Consider the following 22,331-nt stretch of genomic DNA (forward strand, 5'->3'; position numbering starts at 1 on the left):
CGCTCCAGATTAGCTGATGGGAAGGTGCGGCCTTGGATACACCAAAGCGGTGGCCACCGCGGAGATGCCTTCTCCCCGGCCGGTAAATCCCAGGTGGTCGCTCGTGGTGGCCGTGACACTCACCGGCGCGTCGGCGGCGTCGCTCAGGACCTGCTGCGATTCCTCCCGGCGCGGACCGAACTTGGGCCGGTTGGCGACGAACTGGACAGCAATGTTGCCGATCTCGAACCCGGCAGCGCGGACAATCCGCGCCGCCTCGGCCAGCAGCGTGGTTCCCGCGGCGCCGGCGAACTCTGGCCTGTCCGTGCCGAAGTGCGTGCCCAGGTCACCCAGCCCGGCGGCGGAGAACAGCGCATCCGCAGCCGCATGGGCCACGGGATCACCGTCCGAGTGCCCGGCGAGGCCGCGCTCCCCGGGCCACAGCAGTCCGCCGAGCCACAGCGGGCAGGGCTGGTCTTCGGGGGCGTAGGCGTGCACGTCCAGGCCAATGCCGGTGCGGGGAATGATCATTTCAGCAGGTTCCATTGCTAGCCTTCCACCCAGCGCGCACCGAGCGGGCCCTCCAGGAGCCCTTCGGCGAGGATAAGGTCCAGCGGAGTGGTGATTTTCAGGGACTGGGTGGACCCCCTGACCACGTGGACGGGGATCCCGAGCATTTCCACGAGCATTGCGTCGTCGGTGACCGCTGCTGACTCGTTCTGGTCCAGGCCCCGCGCCGCCTCGTGGGCTTTCAGCAGCGTGTCGAGGTGGAACCCCTGGGGAGTCTGCACCGCACGGAGTTCCTCGCGGGGCGCTGTTCCGGTCACCACCTCCGGCGCCAGGTGGGCGTCCTTCCCCGTGGTGGCCGCGACCGTCTTGACGGTGTCCACCACCGCCACGGCAGGAATGACCGCAGCCGCCCCTGCGGCGAGTGCGTCAGTGACGCGGTGGAAGACCGACTCCGGCGTGAGGGCACGGGCGGCGTCGTGCACCAGCACTGCCTCTATGCCGTCCATCAGGGCCGCCAGGCCGGCACGGACGGACTCTGCCCGGGTGGCGCCGCCGTCCACGATGGAAAGGAGGGGACCGCCGTCGGCCAGTTCCTGCCGGAAGTCCTCGCACAGCCGGCGGAGCGTGTCCTCTCCGGGGGGCAGCGCGATGCACACCTGGCTGCCGGTTCCGGAGGCCACAATGCCGCGGAGGGCATGCATCAGGATAGGTTCGCCGCCCAGCGGCACCGCGGCTTTCGGGATGCCGTAGCCCAGCCTCTGCCCTGAACCTGCTGCCACCAGGATCACTGCGGTGACCGGGCGGGTGGGTGTTTCGCTCATGCGGACTAGCCTACGTCCCTGCAGGCCGCGGGCGCCTGAGCACCTGCGGTTGAATCTTAAGGTGCGGCTTTTGGGCAAAAAGAAGCCCCAGTGCCACATAGGTGACACCGGGGTTCAATTCTTAGGAAGCCAGGACCTCGTCGAGAACGCTTGCGGCCTTCTCCTCGTCGGTCTTCTCAGCCAGCGCCAGTTCTGAAATCAGAATCTGCCGGGCCTTGGCCAGCATTCGCTTCTCGCCTGCGGAAAGGCCCCGGTCGTGATCGCGGCGCCACAGGTCGCGAACGACCTCTGCAACCTTGATGACGTCACCGGAAGCAAGCTTCTCCAGATTTGCCTTGTACCTACGTGACCAGTTGGTGGGTTCTTCCGTGAACTCGGCACGAAGCACATCGAATACGTGCTCCAGGCCTTCCTTGCCCACTACGTCCCGAACCCCAACAAGGTCAACGTTCTCTGCTGGAACTTCAATGGTCAGATCACCCTGGGCCACCTTGAGCTTGAGATACATTTTCTCTTCGCCCTTGATGGTGCGCATCTTGATTTCTTCAATCTTCGCAGCACCGTGGTGAGGGTAAACTACTGTCTCGCCGACCTCAAATACCATGTGGACATTTCCCCTTTCCCGCTGACCAGTTTATCACGATTCAGGCATATGACCGGCCGGGAAGAGAGCCGAGAACCGCAGAAATACGCGGAAAATAGGCCTAATCGGACCCCTCCACCCCCTTGACGAACACGGATAATAGTGCATGCAAGGGGCCTGAAGGAAGGGTGATGTGACACCGCCGAATCCGCGTTTGGCCTGCTTTGCGGATAGGCTATGCGTGATTAATGTTTCAAGACTCTTGAGGAGTACGCGACGTGCGTTTCACTGCGATGACCCGGGCCCAGCGCGGCAAACTGGCACTGACGGCAGCCGCCCTTGGCGTGGGCCTGCTGGCGTCGGGCTGCGGGTACACCAATTCCCAGCAGACCACCGCCCGTTACCAGGCGTCGGACGGCATCATCGCCGACCTCGGCCCGCTCCAGCTCCGGAACATCCTGATCGTCTCCGCGGGCGAGGACCAGCCGGGCCGCCTGATCGGCGCCGTCTACAACTCCTCTTCCCAGGACGTGACCCTCACGGTCAACGGCGCGGAAGGTTCGCAGACCGAAGTTCCCGTCAAGGCCAACTCCTCCACCCTGCTTAACGAGAGCTCCGACGAAGCCATCCTCAGCACCACGGGCGGAATCCCGGGCTCGCTCGTGGACGTCAAGATCAGCGAAGACGGCACCAACGTCAGCAACACGGTGAAGGTTCCCGTGCTGGACACCACGCTGCCCGAATACAAGGAGTACCTGCCGGCCGGGAGCACTCCGGCACCCACCTCAGCCAGCCCGTCGCCGTCGGAATCCGAAGAAGCCGCCGGGGGCGACGGCCACTAGGCAGCCGCGCTGGCCGCCAGCATTCACACATACAAAAGGAGGGGCCTGGCGGCCCCTCCTTTTGTATGTCATTCGTCAACTGTCGCCTGTCCTGCGGCAAGTCAACCGGCCGCCAGGGCCGGCGCCTTATGGCTCGAACTTGTAGCCCAGCCCCCGCACGGTGACCAGAAACCGCGGTGCTGACGGATCAGGCTCGATCTTTCCGCGCAACCGTTTCACGTGGACGTCCAGGGTCTTGGTGTCCCCCACGTAGTCGGAACCCCAGACACGGTCGATCAGCTGGCCGCGGGTGAGCACGCGACCAGAGTTGCGCAGCAGCATTTCGAGGAGCTCGAACTCCTTCAGCGGCAGCAGCACCTGTTCCCCGCCCACGCTGACCACATGGCGTTCGATGTCCATCCGGACCGGCCCCGCCTGCACGGTGGAGGAGACGAGTTCCTCCGGTTCGCCCTGGCGCCGCAGTACCGCCCTCACCCTTGCCACGAGTTCGCGGGAGGAATAGGGCTTGGTGACATAGTCGTCGGCGCCAAGTTCCAGGCCCACCACTTTGTCGATTTCGGCGTCCTTGGCCGTCAGCATGATCACCGGGACGCTGGACCGCTGCCGGAGCTGGCGGCACACTTCCGTGCCGGAGAGTCCGGGAAGCTGCAGATCCAGCAGCACCAGGTCCGCGCCATTCCGGTCGAATTCGGTGATGGCGTCCAGGCCGTTGTCCACGACCTCCACCTCAAACCCTTCCTTGCCCAGCAAATAGGACAGGGGATCGCTGAACGACTCCTCATCCTCGACAATCAAGATCCTGCTCAAGCTGTTGCTCCTCGTTCTGTTGCGCCGGCGGCGCCGGGTCCTTGGGTGACAGGTGGCTCTTCCAGGCTTTTCCGGAGGCCAGGGGCGGGGGCAGCGGCAGGATCCGCCTGTTCCCCTCCGTCCTGGCCTTCCATCTCGGGAAGCCGGAGGGTGAACGTGGATCCCTGCCCGGGCTGGGACCACAGGGTCACCTCGCCGCCGTGGTTGGAGGCGACGTGCTTGACGATGCTCAGGCCCAGGCCGGTGCCCCCGGTATGGCGTGACCGTGCCGAATCCACCCGGTAGAAACGTTCGAAGACGCGTTCCTGGTCCTCGGGGCTGAGTCCTTCACCCTGGTCCGTCACAGAGATCGAGACCAGGCCTTCCCTGCTGCGGACGCCGATCCCCACCCGGGTATTTTCCGGGGAGTAGCGGATGGCGTTGTCGATCAGGTTGCGGAGGGCGGTGACCAGCAGGTCCTGGTCCCCGAAGACCTTCGCATCTGTCCGCCCGCCCACCACGATCCGGATGTTCTTGCTCTCCGCCGGAAGCTGGGACCGGTCCACGGCCTCGGCTATGACGGCGTTGACGTCAACCGGCCTGCCCTGCTGCGCCACGCTCGCCCCCTGCAGCCTGGACAGCTCGATGATGTCCTGCACCAGTGCGGCCAGCCGGCCTGACTCCTTATGCATGCGTTTGGCGAAGCGCCGAACGGCAAGTTCATCATCCGCCGAGGACTCCAGGGCTTCGGCGAGCAGCGAGATGGCGCCCACGGGGGTTTTCAGCTCGTGGGAAACGTTGGCGACGAAATCGTTCCGGATCTCTTCGGTCCTGGTGATCTCCGTGCGGTCATCCGCGAGCAGCAGGATGTATTCCTCACCGAGCATGGCGGCCCGGACCTGGACGATGATGGTTCCCTGGCCGAGCGGGCCACGGGGAAGCTCCAGCTGCTTTTCCAGGATGACGCCGTCGCGCCGGACACCCGCCGTCATGTCCAGCAGTTCCTTGTGGACCACGGTGTGGCCGCGGACAAGGCCGTAGGCGTAGGCTGCCGGGCTGGCCCGGACCACGCCGTCCACGGCGTCCACCACCACGAAGGCGCGGCCGACGACGGCCAGCACCTCGGCAGCGCCCGGCGGCAGGGCCGGCTCTTCAGTGTCCACGTCCAGCAGTTGCCGCTGCCGCTCGCTGACCCGGTACGCGAGCACCCCGAACGTGCCGAGCGCCAGGCCGACAAGGCCGGCCACCAAGCCGATGAGCATAGGATCCACAGCTCCACCTTATGCTCTGGAAGACGCTGATCGGCGCGTCCGGGCCTCCTCCTGCGACGGTTCAACTAACGTTCACCTTCAAGGGCCTCGCCGTTTACCCGGTGCTGGCAGAGTAGCCAGTTGGAGTGCCGATTGGCGACGCGATTCCCGCTGCCCGGACCGGGCCCGGCGGGAGTTACAAGGAAAGGACGCCCACGTGCGTAAGGTTTTTCAGGAAGAGCTGACCCAGGTCGGCGACCAGCTCGTGGAGATCTCCCGGCTGGTCAGCGAAGCAATGGACAAGGCCACCACCTCCTTTGAAGTGGCGGACGTAGACCTTGCGCAGGACGTCATCGCTGCGGACGCCCGCATCGACTTCCTGCAGAACAGCCTCGACGAGCGCGCTATCGACATCCTGGCGCTGCAGGGGCCGGTGGCCAGCGACCTGCGCATGATTGTGGGCTCGCTGCGGATGAGCGCCTCCCTCGAGCGGATGGGCGACCTTGCCCGGCACATTGCCCAGCTGGCACGCCTGCGCTACCCGTCCACCGTCATTCCGGAATCCATGACCGGCACCTTCAAGCGCATGGCCGAGCTGGACCAGGAAATCGCCGACAAGCTGACTGTCCTCCTGGAAACCCGCGACCTGGAGGTGGCAAGGGATATCCTCAAGGCGAATACGGCCATCAACGACCTCCACCTCAGCGTCTTCAAGGCCATCGCCGCACCGGAGTGGAAGGAATCGCCCGCCACCACGGTGGATGTTGCCCTCGCCAGCCGCTACTTCGAACGCTTCGCGGACCACGGCGTTTCGGTGGCCCAGAAGGTCACCTACCTGGTGACCGGCGCCTGGCAGCCCACCGGGACAGAACACAGCTAAAAATTCTCGGGAGTTTTTCGGGAACAGACGACGGCGGGCTGGCCACCCCAGGTGACCAGCCCGCCGTCGTTGTTTCACTTTTGACGCAGCGCGTTCTTCGGCCGGAGTGCGTCCAAGGGTGGGCCCCGACGACGGGCTTCCCTGGCCCAGCTTGCGAGGCTAGGGAGACGTCGGGGCGTTTTACTTCTTGCCCTGGTTCGCTACCGCCAGGATGGCCTGTTCCGCGGCTTCCGGGTCGAGGTAGGTGCCGCCGGGCTTGATCGGCTGGAAGTTCTCGTCCAGGTCGTACACCAGCGGGATGCCGGTGGGGATGTTCAGGCCGGCGATGGCTTCGTCGCTGATGCCGTCCAGGTGCTTTACCAGGGCACGCAGGGAGTTGCCGTGGGCCGTGACCAGGACAGTCTTGCCGGCCTTGAGGTCCTCCTTAATGTCCGACTCCCAGTACGGCAGCAGGCGGACCAGGACATCCTTGAGGCATTCCGTGCGCGGGAGTGCGTCACCCAGGTCCGCATAGCGGGGATCGTGCGCCTGAGAGAACTCGGAGTCGTCGTCCAGCGGGGGCGGCGGGGTGTCGTAGGAGCGGCGCCATTCCATGAACTGCTCCTCGCCGTACTCTGCGAGGGTCTGGGCCTTGTCCTTGCCCTGCAGGGCGCCGTAGTGGCGTTCGTTCAGGCGCCAGTCGCGCTTTACAGGGATCCAGCCGCGGTCGGCCTTGTCCAGTGCGATGTTGGCCGTGTTGATGGCCCGCTTCAGCAGGGAGGTGTAGAGGATGTCCGGGAGAACATTGTTCTCAACCAGGAGCTCGCCGCCGCGTGCTGCTTCCGCGCGGCCCTGGTCGTTGAGGTCTACGTCCACCCAGCCGGTGAACAGGTTCTTGGCGTTCCATTCGCTGTGGCCGTGGCGCAGCAGAATCAGCTTGTAAGTCATGATTTTCATCCTAGCCGAGCGCCGCCGCCGCCTGCCCAGCGTTACAAGCCCGGCCCCGGGGACGCGCCACCTCCGGCTGCGGGGATAAGGTGGGGCCGTGGTGCAAAAGGCTGAACGGGTGACTGCCCCGCAGATTCCCGGCAGGAACAGCACCGGCAGGCCGGTGGGCAACGTGACCCGTGGAACCACCAATCCCAACCGGATGCGCCGGGTGGACCGCTGGCTGGCCGGCCCGCAGGCCTGGCGGCTCCGGAACGCCGCCGACCCCCTGGTGGTGGACCTGGGATATGGCGCGACGCCCGCCACCGCCGTCGAACTCTTTGACCGGCTGGCTGCCGTCCGCCAGGATGTGCAGGTCGTTGGAATCGAGATTGAGCCGGAACGCGTCCGCGCCGCCCTCCCCCTGCAACAGCCCGGCTTGAGCTTCCGCGTGGGCGGCTTCGAACTGCCCGTGGCGGGACGGCCGGTCCTGGTGCGGGCGTTCAACGTCCTGCGGCAGTACGAGGAAGCTGACGTTCCCGGTATCTGGCGGCTGGTTCAGGACCGCCTGAGCCCTGGCGGCCTGTTCATCGACGGCACCTGCGATGAGATCGGGCGGCGCGTCACGTGGGTGGCGCTTGACGCCGAACGGCCGCTGTCCCTCAGCATCTCAGTCCGTTTCGGAAGCTTCGAACTGCCCTCGGACGTTGCCGAAAGACTGCCCAAGGCCCTGATCCACCGCAACGTTCCCGGAGAACCGGTCCACGCCCTGATGCAGGCCATGGACCGGGCCTGGCTGGAGTGCGCGCCGCTCGCGTCCTTCGGGAACAGGCAGCGGTGGCAGGGCATGTGCCGGACGTTGCGGGACGCGGGCTGGCCGGTGCAGGACGGGCCGGCCCGGTGGCGGCTGGGCGAGCTCACCGTGGGGTGGGACGCCGTGGCTCCCCTGGCCTGAGGGCGCCGGAAGCGGGGTTCGCGCGGGCAGGCTCGCGACCCTGGGAAACCCGGGGTGGGTTGTGCTGCGAAAGGCGAGGTCAGTCCACCGGCTGGCTACCAGGGACCATAGGGGCCGGTGTTGCGGCTGCCGCCCCGGCCTGCGTCCTTGACTGCCGGCCGCACGTCCGCCAGGTAAACGGACGCGGCCACTACGGCCGCGAGGCCGAACAGGCCGAGCGTGCCGAAAAAGCCGCCTCCGCTGCCGAAGAACGAGATGACACCAATCAGGGCTGCACCGCCGGTCAGTGCGAGCCAGAAAGTCTTGGTCCTTTTGCCCGTGGCCTCGAACGCGTTGGCACGGTGCCGGGCGCAGTCGGCTACAGCCCACAGCTCAAGGCCGAGCGCCACCAGGGCAAGAATAAAGAACACTGCCTGCTCTACAGGCCGAATAATCAGTTCACCGTCCACAAGCCCAGCCTAGCCGCCCAGCGAGTCCAGCGCCCGCTTCAAATCGGACCAGAGGTCCTCCACGTTTTCGATTCCCACACTCAGCCGCACCAGGTTCTCCGGAACGCTCGCCGGCTCGGCGGTGTGCCGCCGTCGGCGTTCGATGAGGGACTCAACGCCGCCCAGCGACGTCGCGGGAAGCCACAGCTGCAGCGCGCGGACGAGTTTGTCGGCAGTGTCAGCGCCGCTCAGTCCTGCGGCGGGGGCAACCTGCACGCAGATGATGGAGCCAAACCCCTTCATCTGGACCTTGGCCCGTTCATGGCCGGGATCCGCGGTCAGGCCAGGGAACCGGATGGACTCGATGGCCGGGTGTGCGCCAAGGCGTTCAGCCAGCACCGTGGCAGAGGCCTGGGAGCGTTCTATCCGCAGCGCCAGCGTCCGCAGTCCGCGCAGCGCCAGCCAGGCCTCGAACGGTCCCGCGATCCCGCCGTGGATGGTCCGGTGGTGGAGCAGGGCCGAGCGGATGTCTGCGTTGGACGTCACCAAGGCGCCCAGGACGACGTCGGAATGGCCTGCCAGATACTTGGTCACCGAGTGCAGGACGACGTCGGACCCCAAGGCCAGGGGCTGCTGGACAAGGGGCGTGGAGAAGGTGTTGTCGGTGACGACGATGGCGCCGGCGGCGTGCGCGGCTGACGTCAGGGCCTCGATATCGGCGATGCCAAGCATGGGGTTGGTGGGGCTTTCCAGCCACAGCATGGAAGCAGCCCGGGCGTTGGGGCCATTCGGTGCCAGGGCGGCCTTGACGGCGTCCGTATCCGCGATGTCCACGGTGCGCAGTTCGACGAATTCCTTCTGCGCCAGTTCGGAAGCCATCACCAAGGAACCGGAGTAGCTGTGCATCGGCATGACCAGTACTCCCCCTGGGGGGATCAGGGAAAGGGCCGAGCTGACCGCCGCAAGCCCCGATGAGTAGAGCAGCCCCGGCAGCTTGGAACCTTCAAGCTGGCCGAGCGCCTCCTCGAAGGGATCCCAGGTGGGGTTGGAATACCGGCCGTACCCACGGTCGCCGTCCCCGAGGGCTCCGGTGCCAAAGTATGTGGAGGAAAGGACGACAGGGTGATTGACCGGCTGGTCCCTTTCCCTGGGGGGACGTCCGGCCGCAACCACCACCGTTTCGGCTGACAGCGCGCCGGCCTGCTGTTCGGAGAGACTCATGGTGAAAGCGTACTGTCCGGCAGCAGTCCCCCGGAAAGCTGTTACCCGCAGGGGCACCGGCCTCCGTCCACAGGCCCGATCGGTTTTGTCAGCGGGGATCGGTAGGCTTGATGGGTGAGCAATCAAAGGGCCGGGCTTTTCATCGCGTTTGAGGGCGGCGACGGCGCCGGCAAATCAACGCAGGCTGCCCGGCTTGCAGAAGCCCTGGAATCCCGGGGCCTCACCGTCCTGCGTACCCGTGAGCCGGGCGGAACTCCCATCGGCGAAAAACTGCGTTCGCTGGTACTTGATCACGGCCACGGCCACATCGATGCCCGCACGGAAGCGCTCATCTTTGCCGCTTCCCGGGCCGCGCACGCCGCCCAGGTCATCCGGCCCGCCCTGGAACGCGGCGAGATCGTCCTGACGGACCGTTACATCGACTCATCGGTGGCCTACCAGGGGGCAGGACGCGGACTGGGCGAGGACGCCGTACGGTCCCTTAACGAATGGGCCACCTCCGGCCTGCAGCCCCACCTCACCGTCCTGCTGGATGTCGAGCCCGCCGTTGGCCGCCGCCGCCGGACAGCCGGCGATGCTGCCGAAGACCGGCTGGAATCTGAAGCTGATGACTTCCATACCCGTATCCGGGATGCCTTTTTGGAGCTGGCCCGCAGCCGTCCGGAGTCATATCTCGTGCTGCCCGCCCACCACCCGGTCGATGGGCTGGCGGAGCGCATCCTCGAAGGAGTGGACAGTCTCCTGGCCGCGCACCACGGCGTCCCGGCAGATATTCTTCCGGGACATGAGCCGTCGGCAGGTGGCCGGCCGTGACGGTGTGGGACGACCTGCAAGGGCAACCCGCCGTCGTCGAACAACTGCGGCAGGCCTCCAGCGGCGAGGGGCTCACGCACGCGTGGCTTTTTACCGGCCCGCCGGGCTCCGGGCGTTCGAACGCGGCGAAGGCCTTTGCCGCGGCACTGAACTGCGACCAGGACGACGTCAGCCAGCGCGGATGCGGCCGCTGCTCCGCCTGCCTGACCATCCTGGGTGAGACCCATTCGGATGTCACGTTCGTCCGGACCGAGAAGGTCACCATCACCATTGACGAAGCCCGGGAGCTGGTGGCCACCGCCGGCAACAGGCCCTCGACAGGCCGGTGGCGCATCATCGTGGTGGAGGATGCGGACCGGATGGCCGAGCGCACCACGAATGTCCTCCTCAAAGCCATCGAGGAACCCACTCCCCGGACCGTGTGGATGCTCTGCGCCCCGTCCCCGGCGGACGTCCTGGTGACCATCCGCTCGCGCTGCCGCAGCGTGGCTTTGCGGCTGCCGCCTGCCGCTGACGTCGCTGCCCTGCTGGTGAAGCGCGACGGCGTGGATCCGGCGCTCGCTGAGCGTGCGGCCCGGGCGGCGCAGAGCCATGTTGGGATCGCCCGCCGGCTGGCGCGCGACCCCGCCGCCAGGGAACGCCGGCTGGAAACTGTCCGGTTTCCGCTCGGCCTGCGGGGCGTCACCGCGGCAGTGATGATGGCAGACAAGCTGGTCAAGATCGCCACCGCAGAGGCCAACAGTTCCAATGAGGAACGGGACGCCGCGGAGAAGGCCGCGCTGCTGGCAACACTGGGCGCACCGGACTCCGGGACGCTTCCTCCGGCCATGCGCAGCCAGGTAAAGCAGCTGGAGGACGACCAGAAACGGCGGGCCAAACGGTCCATCACGGACTCGCTGGACCGGACGCTGACGGATCTCCTGTCCTTCTATCGGGATGTGCTGATCATCCAGCTCGGGAATGCCGTGGAGCTCGTGAACGTTGAGCTCAGGAGTGATTTGGAGGAGTTCGCCAACCGCTCCACGCCGGAATCAACGCTCGCCCGGATGGACGCCATCAACAAAGCGCGCGAACGCATCACCACCACCAACGTTGCACCGCTGTTGACCATTGAGTCCATGGCAGCCAGCCTGATCTAGCCCTTCAAGGAGACCGATGACTGCCCGCCCCCTGCCAGTACGCCCGCGATTCGCGGCGGCCGGCGTCCGCGCCCTCGGGGCCATGGTCCTGGCCATGGTCCTGGCGTCCTGCAGCCTCCTGAATGGTGAAGTCCGCAGCCAGGAGGCGGCCACCGCCAAGGCGGACCCGTCGATCGTGGCGTCTGCACCGGAAGGGCTGGAGGAGTTCTACTCCCAGGAGGTCGTCTGGGAGCCGTGCGAGAACGAGTTCCAGTGCGCCAACGTGACTGTGCCCATGGACTACGGCAACCCCGACGGCGAGACAATCCAGATTGCCGCGCTGCGGGCTCCAAGCACGGGAAAGAAGGCCGGCAGCCTCCTGGTCAACCCTGGCGGTCCAGGCGCGTCTGGCTATGACTTCGTCAAGGATGCGGCCGGGACGCATTTTTCACAGGCCGTGCGGGACTCCTACGACCTTGTGGGCTTTGACCCCCGGGGCGTGAAACGCTCAGCCCCCGTCACGTGCATGACCGACGCCGAACGGGATGCCGCGAGGGCAAAGATCTACGACCTCGAAACCGATGCCGGACTTGCCGAGGTCCTGGCGGACAACAAGGCGACTGCGGCCCAATGCGAAGAGCAGACGGGTCCGGTGCTGGGGAACATCGATACGGTCAGTTCCGCAAAGGACGTGGACATTCTTCGGGCCGTGGTCAATGATCCGAAACTCAACTATCTTGGCTACTCCTACGGCACGTTCCTGGGCTCAACCTACGCTTCCCTGTTTCCTGACAACGTGGGAAGAATGGTGCTGGACGGAGCACTGGACCCCTCCATCAGCAACGAAGAGCTGACCAGCGGGCAGGCCCGTGCGTTCGAGAAGGCAATCCGCGCCTATGTTGCCAGCTGCCAGGGCCAGGACGGCTGCCCCCTTAGCGGGGACGTGGATTCCGGCGTCCAGCAGATCCGCGACCTGATCGCCGCGGTCCAGCAAACGCCCCGGACCGCCAAGGACGGGCGGGTGGTGAATGCCACCATGTTCGTCAGCGGCCTGATCACGCCGCTGTACAACGACCAAAGCTGGCCCGCCCTCACCCAGGCCCTGGAAGCGGCAATGACGGGAGACGTCAGCCTCATGCTGCGGCTCGCAGACCTGGGGGCCGACCGCTCTTCCAACGGGACGTATACGTCCAATTCCACCTTCGCCTTCAATGCCATCAACTGCCTTGACTACCCCATGGAGTCCGATACAGCCGCCATGCGTGCGGAGCAGCAGCGCCTGATGCAGGACTCACCCACCTTCGGGTACTTCTTTGCATACGGAGGCACGAACTGCGTGGACTGGCCGTATGAGAGCGTGCGCACGCCGTCGCCGGTGGAATACGACGGCGGCTCCCCCATCGTTGTCATCGGCACCACCGGCGACCCTGCCACCCCGGTGGAATGGGCGTCATCGCTGCGCAAGCAGCTGGGCAACGCTGCACTCCTCACGTGGGAAGGCGAAGGCCACACCGCCTATGGCCGGTCCAACAGCTGCATCGAGGACGCCGTGGACCGCTACCTGGTAAGCGGCCAGGTTCCCGCCGACAACACGGTGTGCTGAAGGCCTCACCCTGTCCCGGGCGCCCATTTTGACCCGGGCGCCGGGACTCTATTACAGTTGACTCTTGCATGAAGCGCCCGGTTTTGCCGGAGATTCGTGCGGTGCTTCCTTAGCTCAGTCGGTAGAGCGTTTCACTCGTAATGAAAAGGTCATCAGTTCGATTCTGATAGGAAGCTCGGGATAAACCCCGGACAGCCCCTACATCTAGGGGTTTCCGGGGTTTTTCGCTGGTTAAGCGGTTGGTGCCGCCTGAGGTCAGGGCACACTTATGGCACACTTTGATCTCCTTCCAATACTTCTGGCTCCTAGAGTTGCGATTCTAGCCATCATGGAGAATTTCTTGCCGAAGGCTATGGTGAGGCTATGAGCCTCACCGAATGGGCTGACGATCTCGCCTACACCCTAAGAAATTCAGGTCACGGTATGGAGCAGATCACTTTGGCATCAGTCGAAGACCCCAAAAGTGGCGAGCTCGTCATAGAAACCGCTCGCAGAACTGCAGCGCTTTCCGGATGGCCAGTCATCGAGATCTCAGCAAAGGACCTGAGACAAGCTGCGCAACTGCCAAGGCACGGCTACATAATCGTCAATGCAGGGTCGGGCAGACTGGCTCCCGAAGTACCTACTGCCGTGGCGGCGTTTCAGCACTTGGTCGGCGAAGATCTTCAGGTGGCACTACTGGTCCTGGGCGCACCGAAAGTCATCCAGGCACTACGGCGAGAGCCTGCGCTTGGGTGGCTCAGTCGAACGTTTCCTCTAGACGTACTTAGTTCCCGGTAGAGGGCGGTGGCTACGGCATGGGCGGCCAGCCAGCTCCGGCATTGAGCGGGAGCTTGGACTACGGAACATGTGAGGATGCTTCGGGGCTTGAGTCGTCGGATCCCTGCTTCGGTGGCAGGATCAAATCCCCCACGTCGACTCCCAAGACGGCGGCTATATCCCACAAACGCTCGTAGGCGACGCTCTTCCGTCCCCACTCGATGCCGATGACCATGTTCCTGCTAAATCCGCCTTCCAGCGCCAAGGCCTCCTGGCTAAGGCCCCGTTCAAGGCGAAGAGTGCGGATTCTGGCGCCCACCTCGCGTCGTCGGGCCGCCCAGCGGTCGAGAATGTCTTCGGGGGTTTGGCTCGGTCTAACTGGCACACTCAATGTCATTGGAAGGAGACACGAATGTCTGCTCTACTAGTGGCACATAGCTAATGGAGTTTCATCACACTCTGCGTTGAAGAGGGAGAAGGAAAAGAGCAATGGCGATAGCAGTAATCCTCGATCTAGCAAGCACGATTACTCTCGGCGACATGAAACACTTCCTGAGTCTCGCCCCTGCGGATATGTCGGACGACGACGAAATTCTTTGCCTGCCTGACTTCAAGACCGGCCATCCGTACTACTTGGCCATTCCTACGCCAGCAGCCTCTTCGTCCCCCATAGACCCGGTTACGTCACCGGCTGAAAGCCTTGGCAAGCCGTGAGTCAAGGTCTGACCAATGACGAAAAGGGCGCCTATCTAGTCACTACCGCAACAGGGAGCCGCTACGTCCTGGACCTGGATAACAGGACGGCAAGCCGACAGATGGCGGCCACTGCCCCTCGTAAAGATTTCCTCGACGTTGATTTGTCGCGCCTCCGGCGTGATGGCCAGACACTCGAGCTGCTGATGGTCGAGGATTGCAGGGTCGGCGAACCCGCAAAGCTTTGGCTACAAGTTAGGACTGATGCCGCAGTGACGCTGCGCACCACCTCCCCGGTTGTCCGGATCGAGCCTCTGGTGGCCGACCATGGGTAAAGCCGATGCAATCGCGGTGTTCGGGGACTGGCACGGAGACATTCAGTGGGCCAGGCTAGCCATCAATTCCGCGGCGCGTGAAGGCGTTCGGGTCATCGTCTCCGTGGGAGACTGGGGAGTTGACTGGCCCGGCCCCAAGCGCGGGTTGCAGGACACGAGGCTGAACAAAGCCCTTGTCGCGAATGAGCAGGTTCTTGTGCTGTCACCTGGTAACCACGATTGCCTCGAAAACATTAGCAAGCTGCCCGTCGATGATGACGGGCTGATCACTTGGCGCAGCAACTTCAAGATTCTTCCCAAAGGAGGCCGCTCGGTTATCGCCGGCCATACAGTGGGAGGCGTCGGAGGCGCATATTCTGTGGACAAGGAGCTTCGCGTTCCGACCAAGAATTGGTTCAGCGACGAGGAGCTAACGGCAGAGCAAGCAAGGCAGTTAATCGCCGGCGGCCCTGTCGAGATACTCATCTCACACGACGCCCCCCTGGGCGTACATGTAACGTCACAGCTCGATCTGCCGGGAGATGTTCAGAAGAGAGCTAATCGCACTAGGCGCCTGCTCGCTGACATCGTGCGAGAAATACAGCCTCCGAACTTGCTATGCGGACACCACCACCAGCGCGTTGTCGATTACATTGCCCATCCCGGTGGATCTGACACCCGCGTGGACGTCCTCGGTATGGAGCATGACCGTCAAGGCAACGGCGTGATCCTCAGACCCGGCAGTGGCGGCCTCAGAGTCGAACCGCTTGAGATCCGGGGCTGCCGACCCGGCGAGCGTAATCGTTAAATCCTCTTCTATCGGCGATAGCGGCCAGAACACTGGAGGATTCGGCCGGCCCGTGTCGGTCGGACATCCTATTAATGACGGGACATCGTCATCGATGACCACCCGGCCGTTAAGGGAGCCCACACACCCACTTGGAATCAGCTCGTCTTCGACAGGCCCTACAACCGGCACTTGGATATGCCGCGGCTGAGCGTATGGCGGAACTGGCGTGAAGCGGTCTATCCGATGCTGGAGAAGAGCTTCGCACTGCGCTGACCGGCGCTGACCGACCACGCCCGTCCCCTGATACCGACCAGGGGGCGGGCCTTTTGACACCCCTCTTTGAGTGCCGGCCGGCCATCACACCGGCAGAGTGCCCCACCGCCAAAACCCTGCATCAGCCAAAAAACCTACCGTTTTGGGGGCAAATCCCACCCTCTGCCACCCGTGTACCGACCGCCGGTCGGTAGTTTCTATGCCCTGTTTTGCCGCGGATTCTAGGGGTTTTTGGGTGCCCGGGAAGGGGAATACCGACCAGACCGACCGGGGAACAACGTCTCCATAAGGGAACAGTGATGTGTTGTGTTTTGGGAGGGGAAACATCATCACTGTGGCCCTATGTGTATGTGTGTGTTTTAAGGTAGGTAAGTAGGTATAGATAGATAGAAGGGCCCTTTCGCCCTTTGTTTCCGGGGTTTTTGATTCCGAACTTCTCCCTACCACCCGGTCGGTAGTGGTCGGTAGTGGTCGGTAGTCCCTTCTCCGGTCCAGAAACGGCCCAGCGTAAAAGACTCGCGGTTTTTAGCGCTTGGTCCGGGGCAGAAGGGGGGGCACCGTGCCCCCCTACACCTGCAAGTCGCTCAGCTACGCATGGCGCCGCACACTCTTCAGGCATGAGCACCTCTCCAGTGAACCGCCAGCCGCAGGGCATCCCCGCCGCCCACCCCGAGACGTCCATCAGCCTCGCTGCCGACGCCTTTATCCGTCTGGCGCCGGGAGAGTCCGAAGACTTCACCGAGTACGCCGATGGCGACGTCATCACCCGGCTGTCTGTCCTGTGCTCGGACGACGGCGGCACCTTCCATGAGGAGGCGTCCAAGTTCCTGAACTTTTAGGGACATCATTCCGGCCGCCGACCTGGGCACCGATGAGGCCTGCCGCGATTCCTGGCTGGACGCCAACAGCCTCATCATCGAGACCTACCTGCCGGGACCACTACGACGCCGATGTGGACAACCACGACTGGGAGAACGTCCGGGCCGAATGTGGCGCCTCCATCCAGGCCGACTCCGTCAGCGAGTCGCTGATCGCTAACGAAGCGTGAAACCGGTCGAAGGATCGTCCCTGACGCCCGCGTTCAGCAGTGCTCTCGACCGCTCACCAGGGGTCGCCGCTGTTCGCTCAAGCCCGGACCGACAGTCGCGAAGCCGCGCATCATCGCTGGGATGCTGCTGAGAAGCGCGATCGCCCCCGTTCAACAGCTGAAAACAGGTGATCAGCTGTCCTCTGGCGGCCTACGCATGGACTATGGCAGAGGTGGTCCCGTTCGCGGTCCGCTTCAACCAGCATTGGCTTCTCCTTGAGTGGTCGTTGTTTGATAACTTCATAGCGAACTGCCCCTGAGCGGTGGCGCTACGATCGATACTGTGGTCGGCGCGAGGAAGTTACAGAGCACCGGTGGACATCAGTCAGATCCAGGGTTGAGGAGTTAGGCCAGGATTCCGCGTGCGGAAGAACGGAAGCTCCAAAAACACCCGGCTGAACTCAGATGACCGGCTGCTCGTCTACTGAACTCGCAAGATCCTTCCGGTGTCCATCTCTTCCTGTTCCCAACCCCGGATACCCTGTCTGGGATCGCACGTCAGAGTTGGGCCTTCGGGCAGACAACTGCGACTCCAAACGCTGTACAGCATGCTGAAAAGCTATGGGGTGCCGGTCGTAGGATGGGGCGACGATTGAGAGGCACGGCAAAGGCACCCGTCCGTTTGCCCGATCCGCGGCAGACACCCATCGAGGACAGCCAGACCGGGCTCGGACTCAACATACGATGTCGTCATGACGACAACGTTGAGGGTTGGTGCCGCACAGGTTGATTTCGAGGAGGCAAAGGACTGGGCAATCGAGTATTTGGTTGGGAGACGAGGAGCTTCGGCGTACCCGGCATACGACGGGTACCCGGGATCGGACGGTGATCTGATCGCGCCGCAGGATCTTCCGGCCGTCGTCTTACTCAATGTGTCGAACAAGCCTCTGAAGGTCTACTACGGCCTGCAGAGTCAGCTGGAGCTGCTCAATAAGCGATTGCAGAGCCCGGATCTGAAGGGCAGCCTGCGTGACGCGTCGGTTGCCACTTTGGAAGCTATTGCCGACCTCTTCGACGTTCTGGAAGAGAGGCCCGCAGACAACGTAAAGCTCACCACCTTGTCTAAAGTTCTCCACCGTAAACGCCCAGAACTGCTGCCGCTCTTCGATGCCAAGATCCGCTACTGCTACACCGACTGTGTCGGCGCTCCCGTTCCTCCCAAGAAGAATCGAAGTAAGCGGGACTACCGGCTGGCATGGCTGGAAGCGCTGCAACGTGATTTGGATGGGCAATATGCACAATGGGAGGAGATCGCATCCATAGCCCCAGGGCCAAGAATTTCCCCTTTGCGAGCCTTGGACATCATTGGCTGGGAGCTGGGCCGCCGCAAGAACTGATGGGTACGTGGTCCGGTGGTCGCCCGCCCGAGCTCGAGAATTCGTTCAATATCGGCAATGGCGGTTGGTGCTCGACGTCGTCCTAGAACGTAGCCTGCGGCTAAAGCGACCAAGGCCCGTGTGGATTTGATCGGGGTAGCGGCGCCGTTGTCGCCGTACCAGCGCGCCTCAACTTTCGCTCCTAACTTTCCGTGCCTGGCGTGAACCGAAGCTTCAAGTCTCGACGATACGGCGGCACCTATTTTCCAACTCTCAGATCCTCCCTCGTTGGGCGGGTGCCCCTTATATTGGGAGCTGCACGAGAATATGGGGGACGTTTTGGCGACACCGCAGGCTTGTTCGACCTTGGGCTGCTCAGACCAAGCTGCCTACCGCACGACCAGCAAACCTTCCTGGTGTCTGGATTGTATTGGGCAGATCCTGGAACAGGGCGGACTCAAAGCCTTGGAGCCCTTCCCCGGCCGTGACAACTGGTGGCTCACCGAGTGCATGGAGTGCCACGTCACTGCCCACTACAAGTTCACCTACATCACCGACAAGAACGCCGAAAACGAAAAGACCTGCCGCGCCTGCCACTGGCGGACGTGGGCAGAACACTGCAGGGCAGGCAATCCGCTGGACGCCATAGGAGTCATGCTCCAGACGATCCTGCGCGCTCAGAAACCTGATCTGGTTCTGGGCCTCCTCCCCGAGCCTGAGGGCCAGCAGTACCTCGACGCGCATTGGTGGCCCGAGGAGAGGCTGAGGGCCCACCTTGACCGCCACGGGTTCGACTTCATCTCGGACACGGTCGAGGTCAACGACGGCATGGACCCTCTCGTTGGCAGATGCCGGGAGTGCGGCAGGATCACAGCGCAGCGACTGGGCGACTACAGCTGGGGTTGTTCGTGCAAACAGAACAAGAGGTCGGTGACGCCTGGGGCAAAAGCCTCGGGGCGGCAGTTGCTGGTTGATTCCGGCAGCGACGCGTTGTCGTGGTGGGACTATGAACGCAATGATGAAGCATCCCTGCAGACGGTGACTCTGAAAGCACGGCGGGTCTGCCATTGGAAGTGCCCCACCTGCGGGCACCGGTTTCCGGAAAAGGTCAATGACATGACCGCTCTGCGACCCTCCTGCCCGGTGTGCAAAGCTGCACGGAGCGCCGAGTGGAGCAAAGAGTATGAACGCTGGAAAGTCACACCGGTTGCCGACGTTCCTGAACTTCTGGCTGCCTGGATCGACGAGGAAGACCCGTCCCAGGTAATGGTCGTCGGAGGTAGCGATTATCCTCTGAAGCGGTTCAAATGCCCTGAAGGCCACACCTGCAGCCTGGTTCCCCTGACCTTCCTTCAATCCGGTTGCCCCAGCTGCAAAGCTGCACAGACCCGACAGGCGGGCCGGCCTACGGTGGCGGACCTGTTGCCCGAGATCGCAAGCCAGTGGCATCCGACCCGAAACGGCAAGCTCACCCCGCAAACCGTAGTGTGGGACTCGAAGCGCCCTATCTGGTGGGTTGCAGACTGCTGCGGTAACGAATGGCCCGCCACCCCTCGGGACCGCGACAAGTACGACCGCCTCCGCTGTCCCAAGTGCGAAACCAAGCTTGGATCACTCGCGTGGCAGGACCCCGGGCTGGCGGCGGAATGGAGCCCCTCCAATCCCGTGTCAGCCTGGCACGTTAGGCCGTACGGGAAAACAGACTTTGACCCTGAATGGGTTTGCGCAATCAACAGTGCGCACGTCTGGCCTAGTTCTTTGACTGTGCGTTCCAATGGAGCAGGCTGCCCTGAATGCAAAATGGTGGGCAAATCCAAGATTGAACTGGCCCACCACGCTGCTGCCGAGATTGCCTTCTCTGGGGCCCGTTCCGGCGCAGTACTGCGGCACGCCTCATTCAGGACCAGGAAATCGTGGTCGGCTGACATCAGCGCAGCCATCGCTGGTCACCCGGTCGTTATCGAATACGACGGCGCATACTGGCACGGGCACCCCTCCAAGGTCCTCGTCGATGAACACAAAACTCGGGATTTGCTGGAAGCCGGCTATCTCGTGGTCCGACTACGCGAAGACGACCTCCCTGCACTGGACATCCAGCATCACCACTATCAGGAACTGCGCGTCTACTCAGCGGCACCCAAGCCGCAGGAGGTTGTGAAGGCCGTCCAGGAATGGGTCTCCACGCGAGACCCCGCTCAGCCGCGGAGCACGCCCCCCGACAGCCAGTGAAGACAAGCCGGTGAAGACTCTCACTGCTCTCTCCGCACACATGCCAAGCACGAAGTCCCTGATGGCCGTGTCGTGGGTGGCCCGGGCCCATTGCTGGGTGGAGTCCCGGGCGCGTGATACGGCAGAGGGGTGCCAGGTCAGTACACGCCAGAAATCCACCTATGCGAACGCTCCCTACTCGTAGGCGCGGATCGCCTTCAGGACGGGAGCTGCCCCTTCGAACCGGTAGACATCGATGGGCCGGGCACCCAGGTGGGGATCCTGGCCTTCCAGCCACAGCCGGGCCTGGGCCCGGGTGAAGGCACTGTGCAGGTGGCCGACCAGGGCGTCCAGGTCTGCCAGCTGGGCACGGTTTTCCTCGTCGGGTGAGTCCTTGCCGGACACCCACCTGCCCGGCCTGTCCTTGTTGACGCCGAGCAGGGCTGCCACCGCGTTGTTGCCGAGCGCGTCAATGAGTCGGCGCGTGACGGCGCGAGGGCCGTAGTCGGGCGAGTCCTTCAGACCGGCAAGGTTGACCGTGGCCGCCCCACCGGTGTCTTGGTGCGGGAACGGCTGCGGCGGCCCACGGGCTTGAATCCCTTGGGAAGCAGCACGACACCGTTCCGGACGACGACGCGGGCTTCCTTCCCGTCCGCCTTCACGACGACCGTCTGCTCTCCGGCCTTGCGCTTCACCATTCCCCGACATCAACTGTTGGGCGAGGCGGCCGGTAGGGGCCCGTCGCTTGACTGCTGTCGCGTCGAAACTAGTGCATACCAATAAGTTTCGAGATGCCTGCCTTCAATGTGTCTTATAATTGATGATTGGTACGCCGGGCGAGTTCAGGTGGTGAGTGCAACACCCTGAATTCCAAAAAGGGGTAGACCAAGGCGTTGACAGCCGCCCGGAACAGGAGGAGATTGAGGGCAATCCGCCGCTGGGCGCCGGGGATCCATTTCACGGACGAGCCGGCATGCAGATGTGGCGGCTCCCTTCCCAGGGAGACCATGTTGAACCGGGCCCTCGTCGGCACTGCCCCAGTCCCGCCCAGGCGCACTGTCCTAAGCGCGCTGATTGCCCTTCTATTGTCGTGTGCCTTGGGTCTCTCGGCCGCAGTACCCGCACGGGCCACCTCGTTTGAAGATAAGAGCGACAATTGGTCCGGCGTTATCGGCAAACCAAAAAACCTTGGCAGTGCTCCCGTGGACTTAGTTCAAATGGAGTTCGTCGTCCCCATTCTGGACTGCAAGAGAACCCGTGACGGATGGGTTTCAATATGGGCCGGCATGGATTCAGCATCATCCAATGGGGGCACCAAGCCGAATGTCACACAGGCCGGGATTATGGGCCGCTGCGTAGGCGGAGCGCCCCATTGGAATGGCTGGTACCAGGCGCACCCGGACTTTGAAAGCACCCAGATGCCGGGTATGCCGCCGCTGCGCTCTGGCCAGCACATCTGGCTGACACTCCTCTACTATCCCTACCCCAACGAGAACAGCTTCCGTGCAGAATTCAGCGTACGAGACTCAGGTGTAAGGAACGTCGGTTCTTCAAACACCTACTTCAAGATATTCGAAACGCAAGCCGGAGCGACTCAAAGAGCACGAGCGGAATGCATAGTCGAGAGGCCGACTGTAGACAGGGTGTATCCCAAGCTTGCAAAATTCTCGATGGCCGACAAAACCGATTTCACAGCCGGATGCTGGGGCGGCGGTACTGGAATATACAACCCGATCGACGGGCTGGACATCCATAGTTCAAATGCCTTGATAGTGGACATGTGGTCCTACTGGTACAACAAGAAACTGGGGATCGACATCGAGCGGCGAAAGATGGTGAACACGTCAGTCGATCAAACCTCAGGAAAAATCACGTGGAAATGGCTCAATGACAGTTAGAAGCACTGACAATCTGTCGGGGTGACAGAATTCGAATCTGCAACCTCCCGCTCCCAAAGCGGGCGCTCTAGCCAAGCTGAGCTCTACCCCGGCGCGCACTTCTGATCGGTGATCGGGACGTGCCGCCCCCTTGTCTTGGCGTGCCGGCTACTGGCTAATGCCTTGCTTGCGCCTTGCGTTCTCGCCGCTCCCTGAGGTGTTCGCTGACGACCTGGTAGATAACGTTGGCGATCCGCGCCGGATTGAACAGGCGTGCCCTACGGACTTTCACCGGGTCGTCCCCGGCGGTGGGGACTGC

The 22,331-nt window shown here is 63.4% G+C and carries 25 protein-coding genes and 2 tRNA genes; 15 read left to right on the forward strand and 12 right to left on the reverse strand.

What is annotated here, in order from left to right; translation table 11 throughout:
* Positions 1-9 precede the first annotated feature (9 nt).
* From ispF to HTS88_RS11955, 3 genes are all read right to left on the reverse strand, one after another.
* The gene (gene ispF, locus HTS88_RS11945; protein ID WP_238340877.1) at positions 10-525 is read right to left on the reverse strand and encodes a 2-C-methyl-D-erythritol 2,4-cyclodiphosphate synthase; all 516 of its coding nucleotides are present in this window, start codon (positions 523-525) and stop codon (positions 10-12) included.
* Between the two features lie 2 nt (positions 526-527).
* Positions 528-1,310 (reverse strand): 2-C-methyl-D-erythritol 4-phosphate cytidylyltransferase, encoded by a 783-nt coding sequence (ispD, locus tag HTS88_RS11950; RefSeq protein ID WP_174178636.1) that lies wholly within the window; start codon positions 1,308-1,310, stop codon positions 528-530.
* A 121-nt stretch (positions 1,311-1,431) separates the two neighbouring features.
* Positions 1,432-1,914 (reverse strand): CarD family transcriptional regulator, encoded by a 483-nt coding sequence (locus HTS88_RS11955; protein WP_011690592.1) that lies wholly within the window; start codon positions 1,912-1,914, stop codon positions 1,432-1,434.
* Positions 1,915-2,171: 257 nt separating this feature from the next.
* Here HTS88_RS11955 and HTS88_RS11960 point away from each other — a divergent pair, with 257 nt between their 5' ends.
* Positions 2,172-2,735: a hypothetical protein gene (locus HTS88_RS11960; RefSeq protein ID WP_374724860.1), complete on the forward strand. Its 564-nt coding sequence runs from the start codon at positions 2,172-2,174 to the stop codon at positions 2,733-2,735.
* Positions 2,736-2,861: 126 nt separating this feature from the next.
* On the opposite strand, the gene HTS88_RS11965 is transcribed toward HTS88_RS11960, so the two are convergent.
* Entirely contained in the window at positions 2,862-3,542 is a 681-nt protein-coding gene (locus tag HTS88_RS11965) for a response regulator transcription factor (protein ID WP_066273817.1), read from the reverse strand.
* The gene (locus HTS88_RS11970; RefSeq protein ID WP_174178762.1) at positions 3,539-4,783 is read right to left on the reverse strand and encodes a sensor histidine kinase; all 1,245 of its coding nucleotides are present in this window, start codon (positions 4,781-4,783) and stop codon (positions 3,539-3,541) included. The genes HTS88_RS11965 and HTS88_RS11970 overlap by 4 nt, the downstream gene beginning before the upstream one ends.
* Positions 4,784-4,988: 205 nt before the next feature.
* Here HTS88_RS11970 and phoU point away from each other — a divergent pair, with 205 nt between their 5' ends.
* A complete protein-coding gene (gene phoU, locus HTS88_RS11975) occupies positions 4,989-5,651 on the forward strand; it encodes a phosphate signaling complex protein PhoU (RefSeq protein WP_104189080.1) in 663 nt (220 codons plus the stop codon).
* A gap of 180 nt (positions 5,652-5,831) precedes the next feature.
* On the opposite strand, the gene HTS88_RS11980 is transcribed toward phoU, so the two are convergent.
* A complete protein-coding gene (locus tag HTS88_RS11980) occupies positions 5,832-6,578 on the reverse strand; it encodes a phosphoglyceromutase (RefSeq protein WP_174178638.1) in 747 nt (248 codons plus the stop codon).
* Positions 6,579-6,675: 97 nt separating this feature from the next.
* On the opposite strand from HTS88_RS11980, the gene HTS88_RS11985 reads away from it, so the two are divergent.
* Positions 6,676-7,512: an O-methyltransferase gene (locus HTS88_RS11985; RefSeq protein ID WP_174178640.1), complete on the forward strand. Its 837-nt coding sequence runs from the start codon at positions 6,676-6,678 to the stop codon at positions 7,510-7,512.
* Between the two features lie 95 nt (positions 7,513-7,607).
* Here the strand turns inward: HTS88_RS11985 and HTS88_RS11990 are convergent, their stop codons facing one another.
* On the reverse strand, positions 7,608-7,961 hold the full coding sequence (locus HTS88_RS11990; protein ID WP_174178642.1) for a DUF2516 family protein: 354 nt from the start codon (positions 7,959-7,961) through the stop codon (positions 7,608-7,610).
* 9 nt (positions 7,962-7,970) lie between these two features.
* On the reverse strand, positions 7,971-9,161 hold the full coding sequence (locus HTS88_RS11995; RefSeq protein WP_174178644.1) for a trans-sulfuration enzyme family protein: 1,191 nt from the start codon (positions 9,159-9,161) through the stop codon (positions 7,971-7,973).
* Positions 9,162-9,275: 114 nt separating this feature from the next.
* On the opposite strand from HTS88_RS11995, the gene tmk reads away from it, so the two are divergent.
* The 5 genes from tmk to HTS88_RS12020 all read left to right on the forward strand — a co-directional run bounded on the left by tmk (position 9,276) and on the right by HTS88_RS12020 (position 13,475).
* The gene (gene tmk, locus HTS88_RS12000; protein WP_174178646.1) at positions 9,276-9,974 is read left to right on the forward strand and encodes a dTMP kinase; all 699 of its coding nucleotides are present in this window, start codon (positions 9,276-9,278) and stop codon (positions 9,972-9,974) included.
* Entirely contained in the window at positions 9,971-11,113 is a 1,143-nt protein-coding gene (locus HTS88_RS12005; protein ID WP_174178648.1) for a DNA polymerase III subunit delta', read from the forward strand. Before tmk ends, HTS88_RS12005 begins: the two co-directional genes overlap by 4 nt.
* A gap of 16 nt (positions 11,114-11,129) precedes the next feature.
* Positions 11,130-12,695 (forward strand): alpha/beta hydrolase, encoded by a 1,566-nt coding sequence (locus tag HTS88_RS12010; protein ID WP_174178650.1) that lies wholly within the window; start codon positions 11,130-11,132, stop codon positions 12,693-12,695.
* Between the two features lie 103 nt (positions 12,696-12,798).
* A tRNA-Thr gene (locus HTS88_RS12015) sits at positions 12,799-12,871 on the forward strand.
* Between the two features lie 187 nt (positions 12,872-13,058).
* Complete coding sequence (locus HTS88_RS12020; RefSeq protein WP_174178652.1) at positions 13,059-13,475, forward strand: hypothetical protein; 417 nt, start codon at positions 13,059-13,061, stop codon at positions 13,473-13,475.
* A gap of 58 nt (positions 13,476-13,533) precedes the next feature.
* Here HTS88_RS12020 and HTS88_RS12025 read toward each other — a convergent pair whose 3' ends face one another.
* A complete protein-coding gene (locus tag HTS88_RS12025; RefSeq protein ID WP_217432546.1) occupies positions 13,534-13,839 on the reverse strand; it encodes a helix-turn-helix domain-containing protein in 306 nt (101 codons plus the stop codon).
* 104 nt (positions 13,840-13,943) lie between these two features.
* Between HTS88_RS12025 and HTS88_RS12030 the strand changes: the two genes are divergently transcribed.
* The 6 genes from HTS88_RS12030 (at position 13,944) to HTS88_RS12055 (ending at position 20,156) form a co-directional block, all read left to right on the forward strand.
* Positions 13,944-14,168 (forward strand): hypothetical protein, encoded by a 225-nt coding sequence (locus tag HTS88_RS12030; protein WP_174178657.1) that lies wholly within the window; start codon positions 13,944-13,946, stop codon positions 14,166-14,168.
* A gap of 306 nt (positions 14,169-14,474) precedes the next feature.
* A complete protein-coding gene (locus HTS88_RS12035; RefSeq protein WP_174178659.1) occupies positions 14,475-15,269 on the forward strand; it encodes a metallophosphoesterase family protein in 795 nt (264 codons plus the stop codon).
* Positions 15,270-16,141: 872 nt separating this feature from the next.
* The gene (locus HTS88_RS12040) at positions 16,142-16,363 is read left to right on the forward strand and encodes a hypothetical protein (RefSeq protein ID WP_174178661.1); all 222 of its coding nucleotides are present in this window, start codon (positions 16,142-16,144) and stop codon (positions 16,361-16,363) included.
* A 32-nt stretch (positions 16,364-16,395) separates the two neighbouring features.
* The gene (locus tag HTS88_RS12045; RefSeq protein ID WP_174178663.1) at positions 16,396-16,572 is read left to right on the forward strand and encodes a hypothetical protein; all 177 of its coding nucleotides are present in this window, start codon (positions 16,396-16,398) and stop codon (positions 16,570-16,572) included.
* Positions 16,573-17,303: 731 nt separating this feature from the next.
* Positions 17,304-17,948: a DUF6308 family protein gene (locus HTS88_RS12050; protein WP_174178665.1), complete on the forward strand. Its 645-nt coding sequence runs from the start codon at positions 17,304-17,306 to the stop codon at positions 17,946-17,948.
* Between the two features lie 318 nt (positions 17,949-18,266).
* Positions 18,267-20,156, forward strand: a complete 1,890-nt coding sequence (locus HTS88_RS12055; RefSeq protein WP_217432547.1) for a zinc-ribbon domain-containing protein — start codon at positions 18,267-18,269, stop codon at positions 20,154-20,156.
* Positions 20,157-20,330: 174 nt separating this feature from the next.
* Here the strand turns inward: HTS88_RS12055 and HTS88_RS12060 are convergent, their stop codons facing one another.
* Both HTS88_RS12060 and HTS88_RS12065 read right to left on the reverse strand, forming a co-directional pair.
* Positions 20,331-20,585 carry a hypothetical protein gene (locus HTS88_RS12060; RefSeq protein WP_174178669.1) on the reverse strand — a complete coding sequence of 85 codons (255 nt, stop codon included), beginning with the start codon at positions 20,583-20,585 and terminating at the stop codon, positions 20,331-20,333.
* A gap of 68 nt (positions 20,586-20,653) precedes the next feature.
* Positions 20,654-20,833, reverse strand: coding sequence for a hypothetical protein (locus HTS88_RS12065; RefSeq protein WP_174178671.1), 180 nt, complete (start codon positions 20,831-20,833; stop codon positions 20,654-20,656).
* A 309-nt stretch (positions 20,834-21,142) separates the two neighbouring features.
* Between HTS88_RS12065 and HTS88_RS12070 the strand changes: the two genes are divergently transcribed.
* Positions 21,143-22,033, forward strand: coding sequence for a G1 family glutamic endopeptidase (locus HTS88_RS12070; protein WP_246256255.1), 891 nt, complete (start codon positions 21,143-21,145; stop codon positions 22,031-22,033).
* 16 nt (positions 22,034-22,049) lie between these two features.
* Here HTS88_RS12070 and HTS88_RS12075 read toward each other — a convergent pair.
* A tRNA-Pro gene (locus HTS88_RS12075) sits at positions 22,050-22,124 on the reverse strand.
* Positions 22,125-22,331 lie beyond the last annotated feature (207 nt).

The organism is Pseudarthrobacter oxydans, assembly GCF_013314975.1.
Classification (GTDB): domain Bacteria; phylum Actinomycetota; class Actinomycetes; order Actinomycetales; family Micrococcaceae; genus Arthrobacter; species Arthrobacter oxydans.

What these genes read in the sequence shown, in the direction of transcription:
- ispF (WP_238340877.1), bottom strand. Translation starts at nt 525, where the DNA reads ATGGAACCTGCTGAAATGATCATTCCCCGCACCGGCATTGGCCTGGAC.
- HTS88_RS12010 (WP_174178650.1), top strand. Translation starts at nt 11,130, where the DNA reads ATGACTGCCCGCCCCCTGCCAGTACGCCCGCGATTCGCGGCGGCCGGC.
- HTS88_RS12040 (WP_174178661.1), top strand. Translation starts at nt 16,142, where the DNA reads ATGAGCACCTCTCCAGTGAACCGCCAGCCGCAGGGCATCCCCGCCGCC.
- HTS88_RS11970 (WP_174178762.1), bottom strand. Translation starts at nt 4,783, where the DNA reads ATGCTCATCGGCTTGGTGGCCGGCCTTGTCGGCCTGGCGCTCGGCACG.
- HTS88_RS12035 (WP_174178659.1), top strand. Translation starts at nt 14,475, where the DNA reads ATGGGTAAAGCCGATGCAATCGCGGTGTTCGGGGACTGGCACGGAGAC.
- ispD (WP_174178636.1), bottom strand. Translation starts at nt 1,310, where the DNA reads ATGAGCGAAACACCCACCCGCCCGGTCACCGCAGTGATCCTGGTGGCA.
- HTS88_RS12070 (WP_246256255.1), top strand. Translation starts at nt 21,143, where the DNA reads ATGTTGAACCGGGCCCTCGTCGGCACTGCCCCAGTCCCGCCCAGGCGC.
- HTS88_RS11995 (WP_174178644.1), bottom strand. Translation starts at nt 9,161, where the DNA reads ATGAGTCTCTCCGAACAGCAGGCCGGCGCGCTGTCAGCCGAAACGGTG.
- HTS88_RS12050 (WP_174178665.1), top strand. Translation starts at nt 17,304, where the DNA reads ATGACGACAACGTTGAGGGTTGGTGCCGCACAGGTTGATTTCGAGGAG.
- HTS88_RS12020 (WP_174178652.1), top strand. Translation starts at nt 13,059, where the DNA reads ATGAGCCTCACCGAATGGGCTGACGATCTCGCCTACACCCTAAGAAAT.
- HTS88_RS11955 (WP_011690592.1), bottom strand. Translation starts at nt 1,914, where the DNA reads ATGGTATTTGAGGTCGGCGAGACAGTAGTTTACCCTCACCACGGTGCT.
- HTS88_RS12065 (WP_174178671.1), bottom strand. Translation starts at nt 20,833, where the DNA reads ATGGTGAAGCGCAAGGCCGGAGAGCAGACGGTCGTCGTGAAGGCGGAC.
- HTS88_RS12045 (WP_174178663.1), top strand. Translation starts at nt 16,396, where the DNA reads ATGAGGCCTGCCGCGATTCCTGGCTGGACGCCAACAGCCTCATCATCG.
- HTS88_RS11980 (WP_174178638.1), bottom strand. Translation starts at nt 6,578, where the DNA reads ATGACTTACAAGCTGATTCTGCTGCGCCACGGCCACAGCGAATGGAAC.
- HTS88_RS12030 (WP_174178657.1), top strand. Translation starts at nt 13,944, where the DNA reads ATGGCGATAGCAGTAATCCTCGATCTAGCAAGCACGATTACTCTCGGC.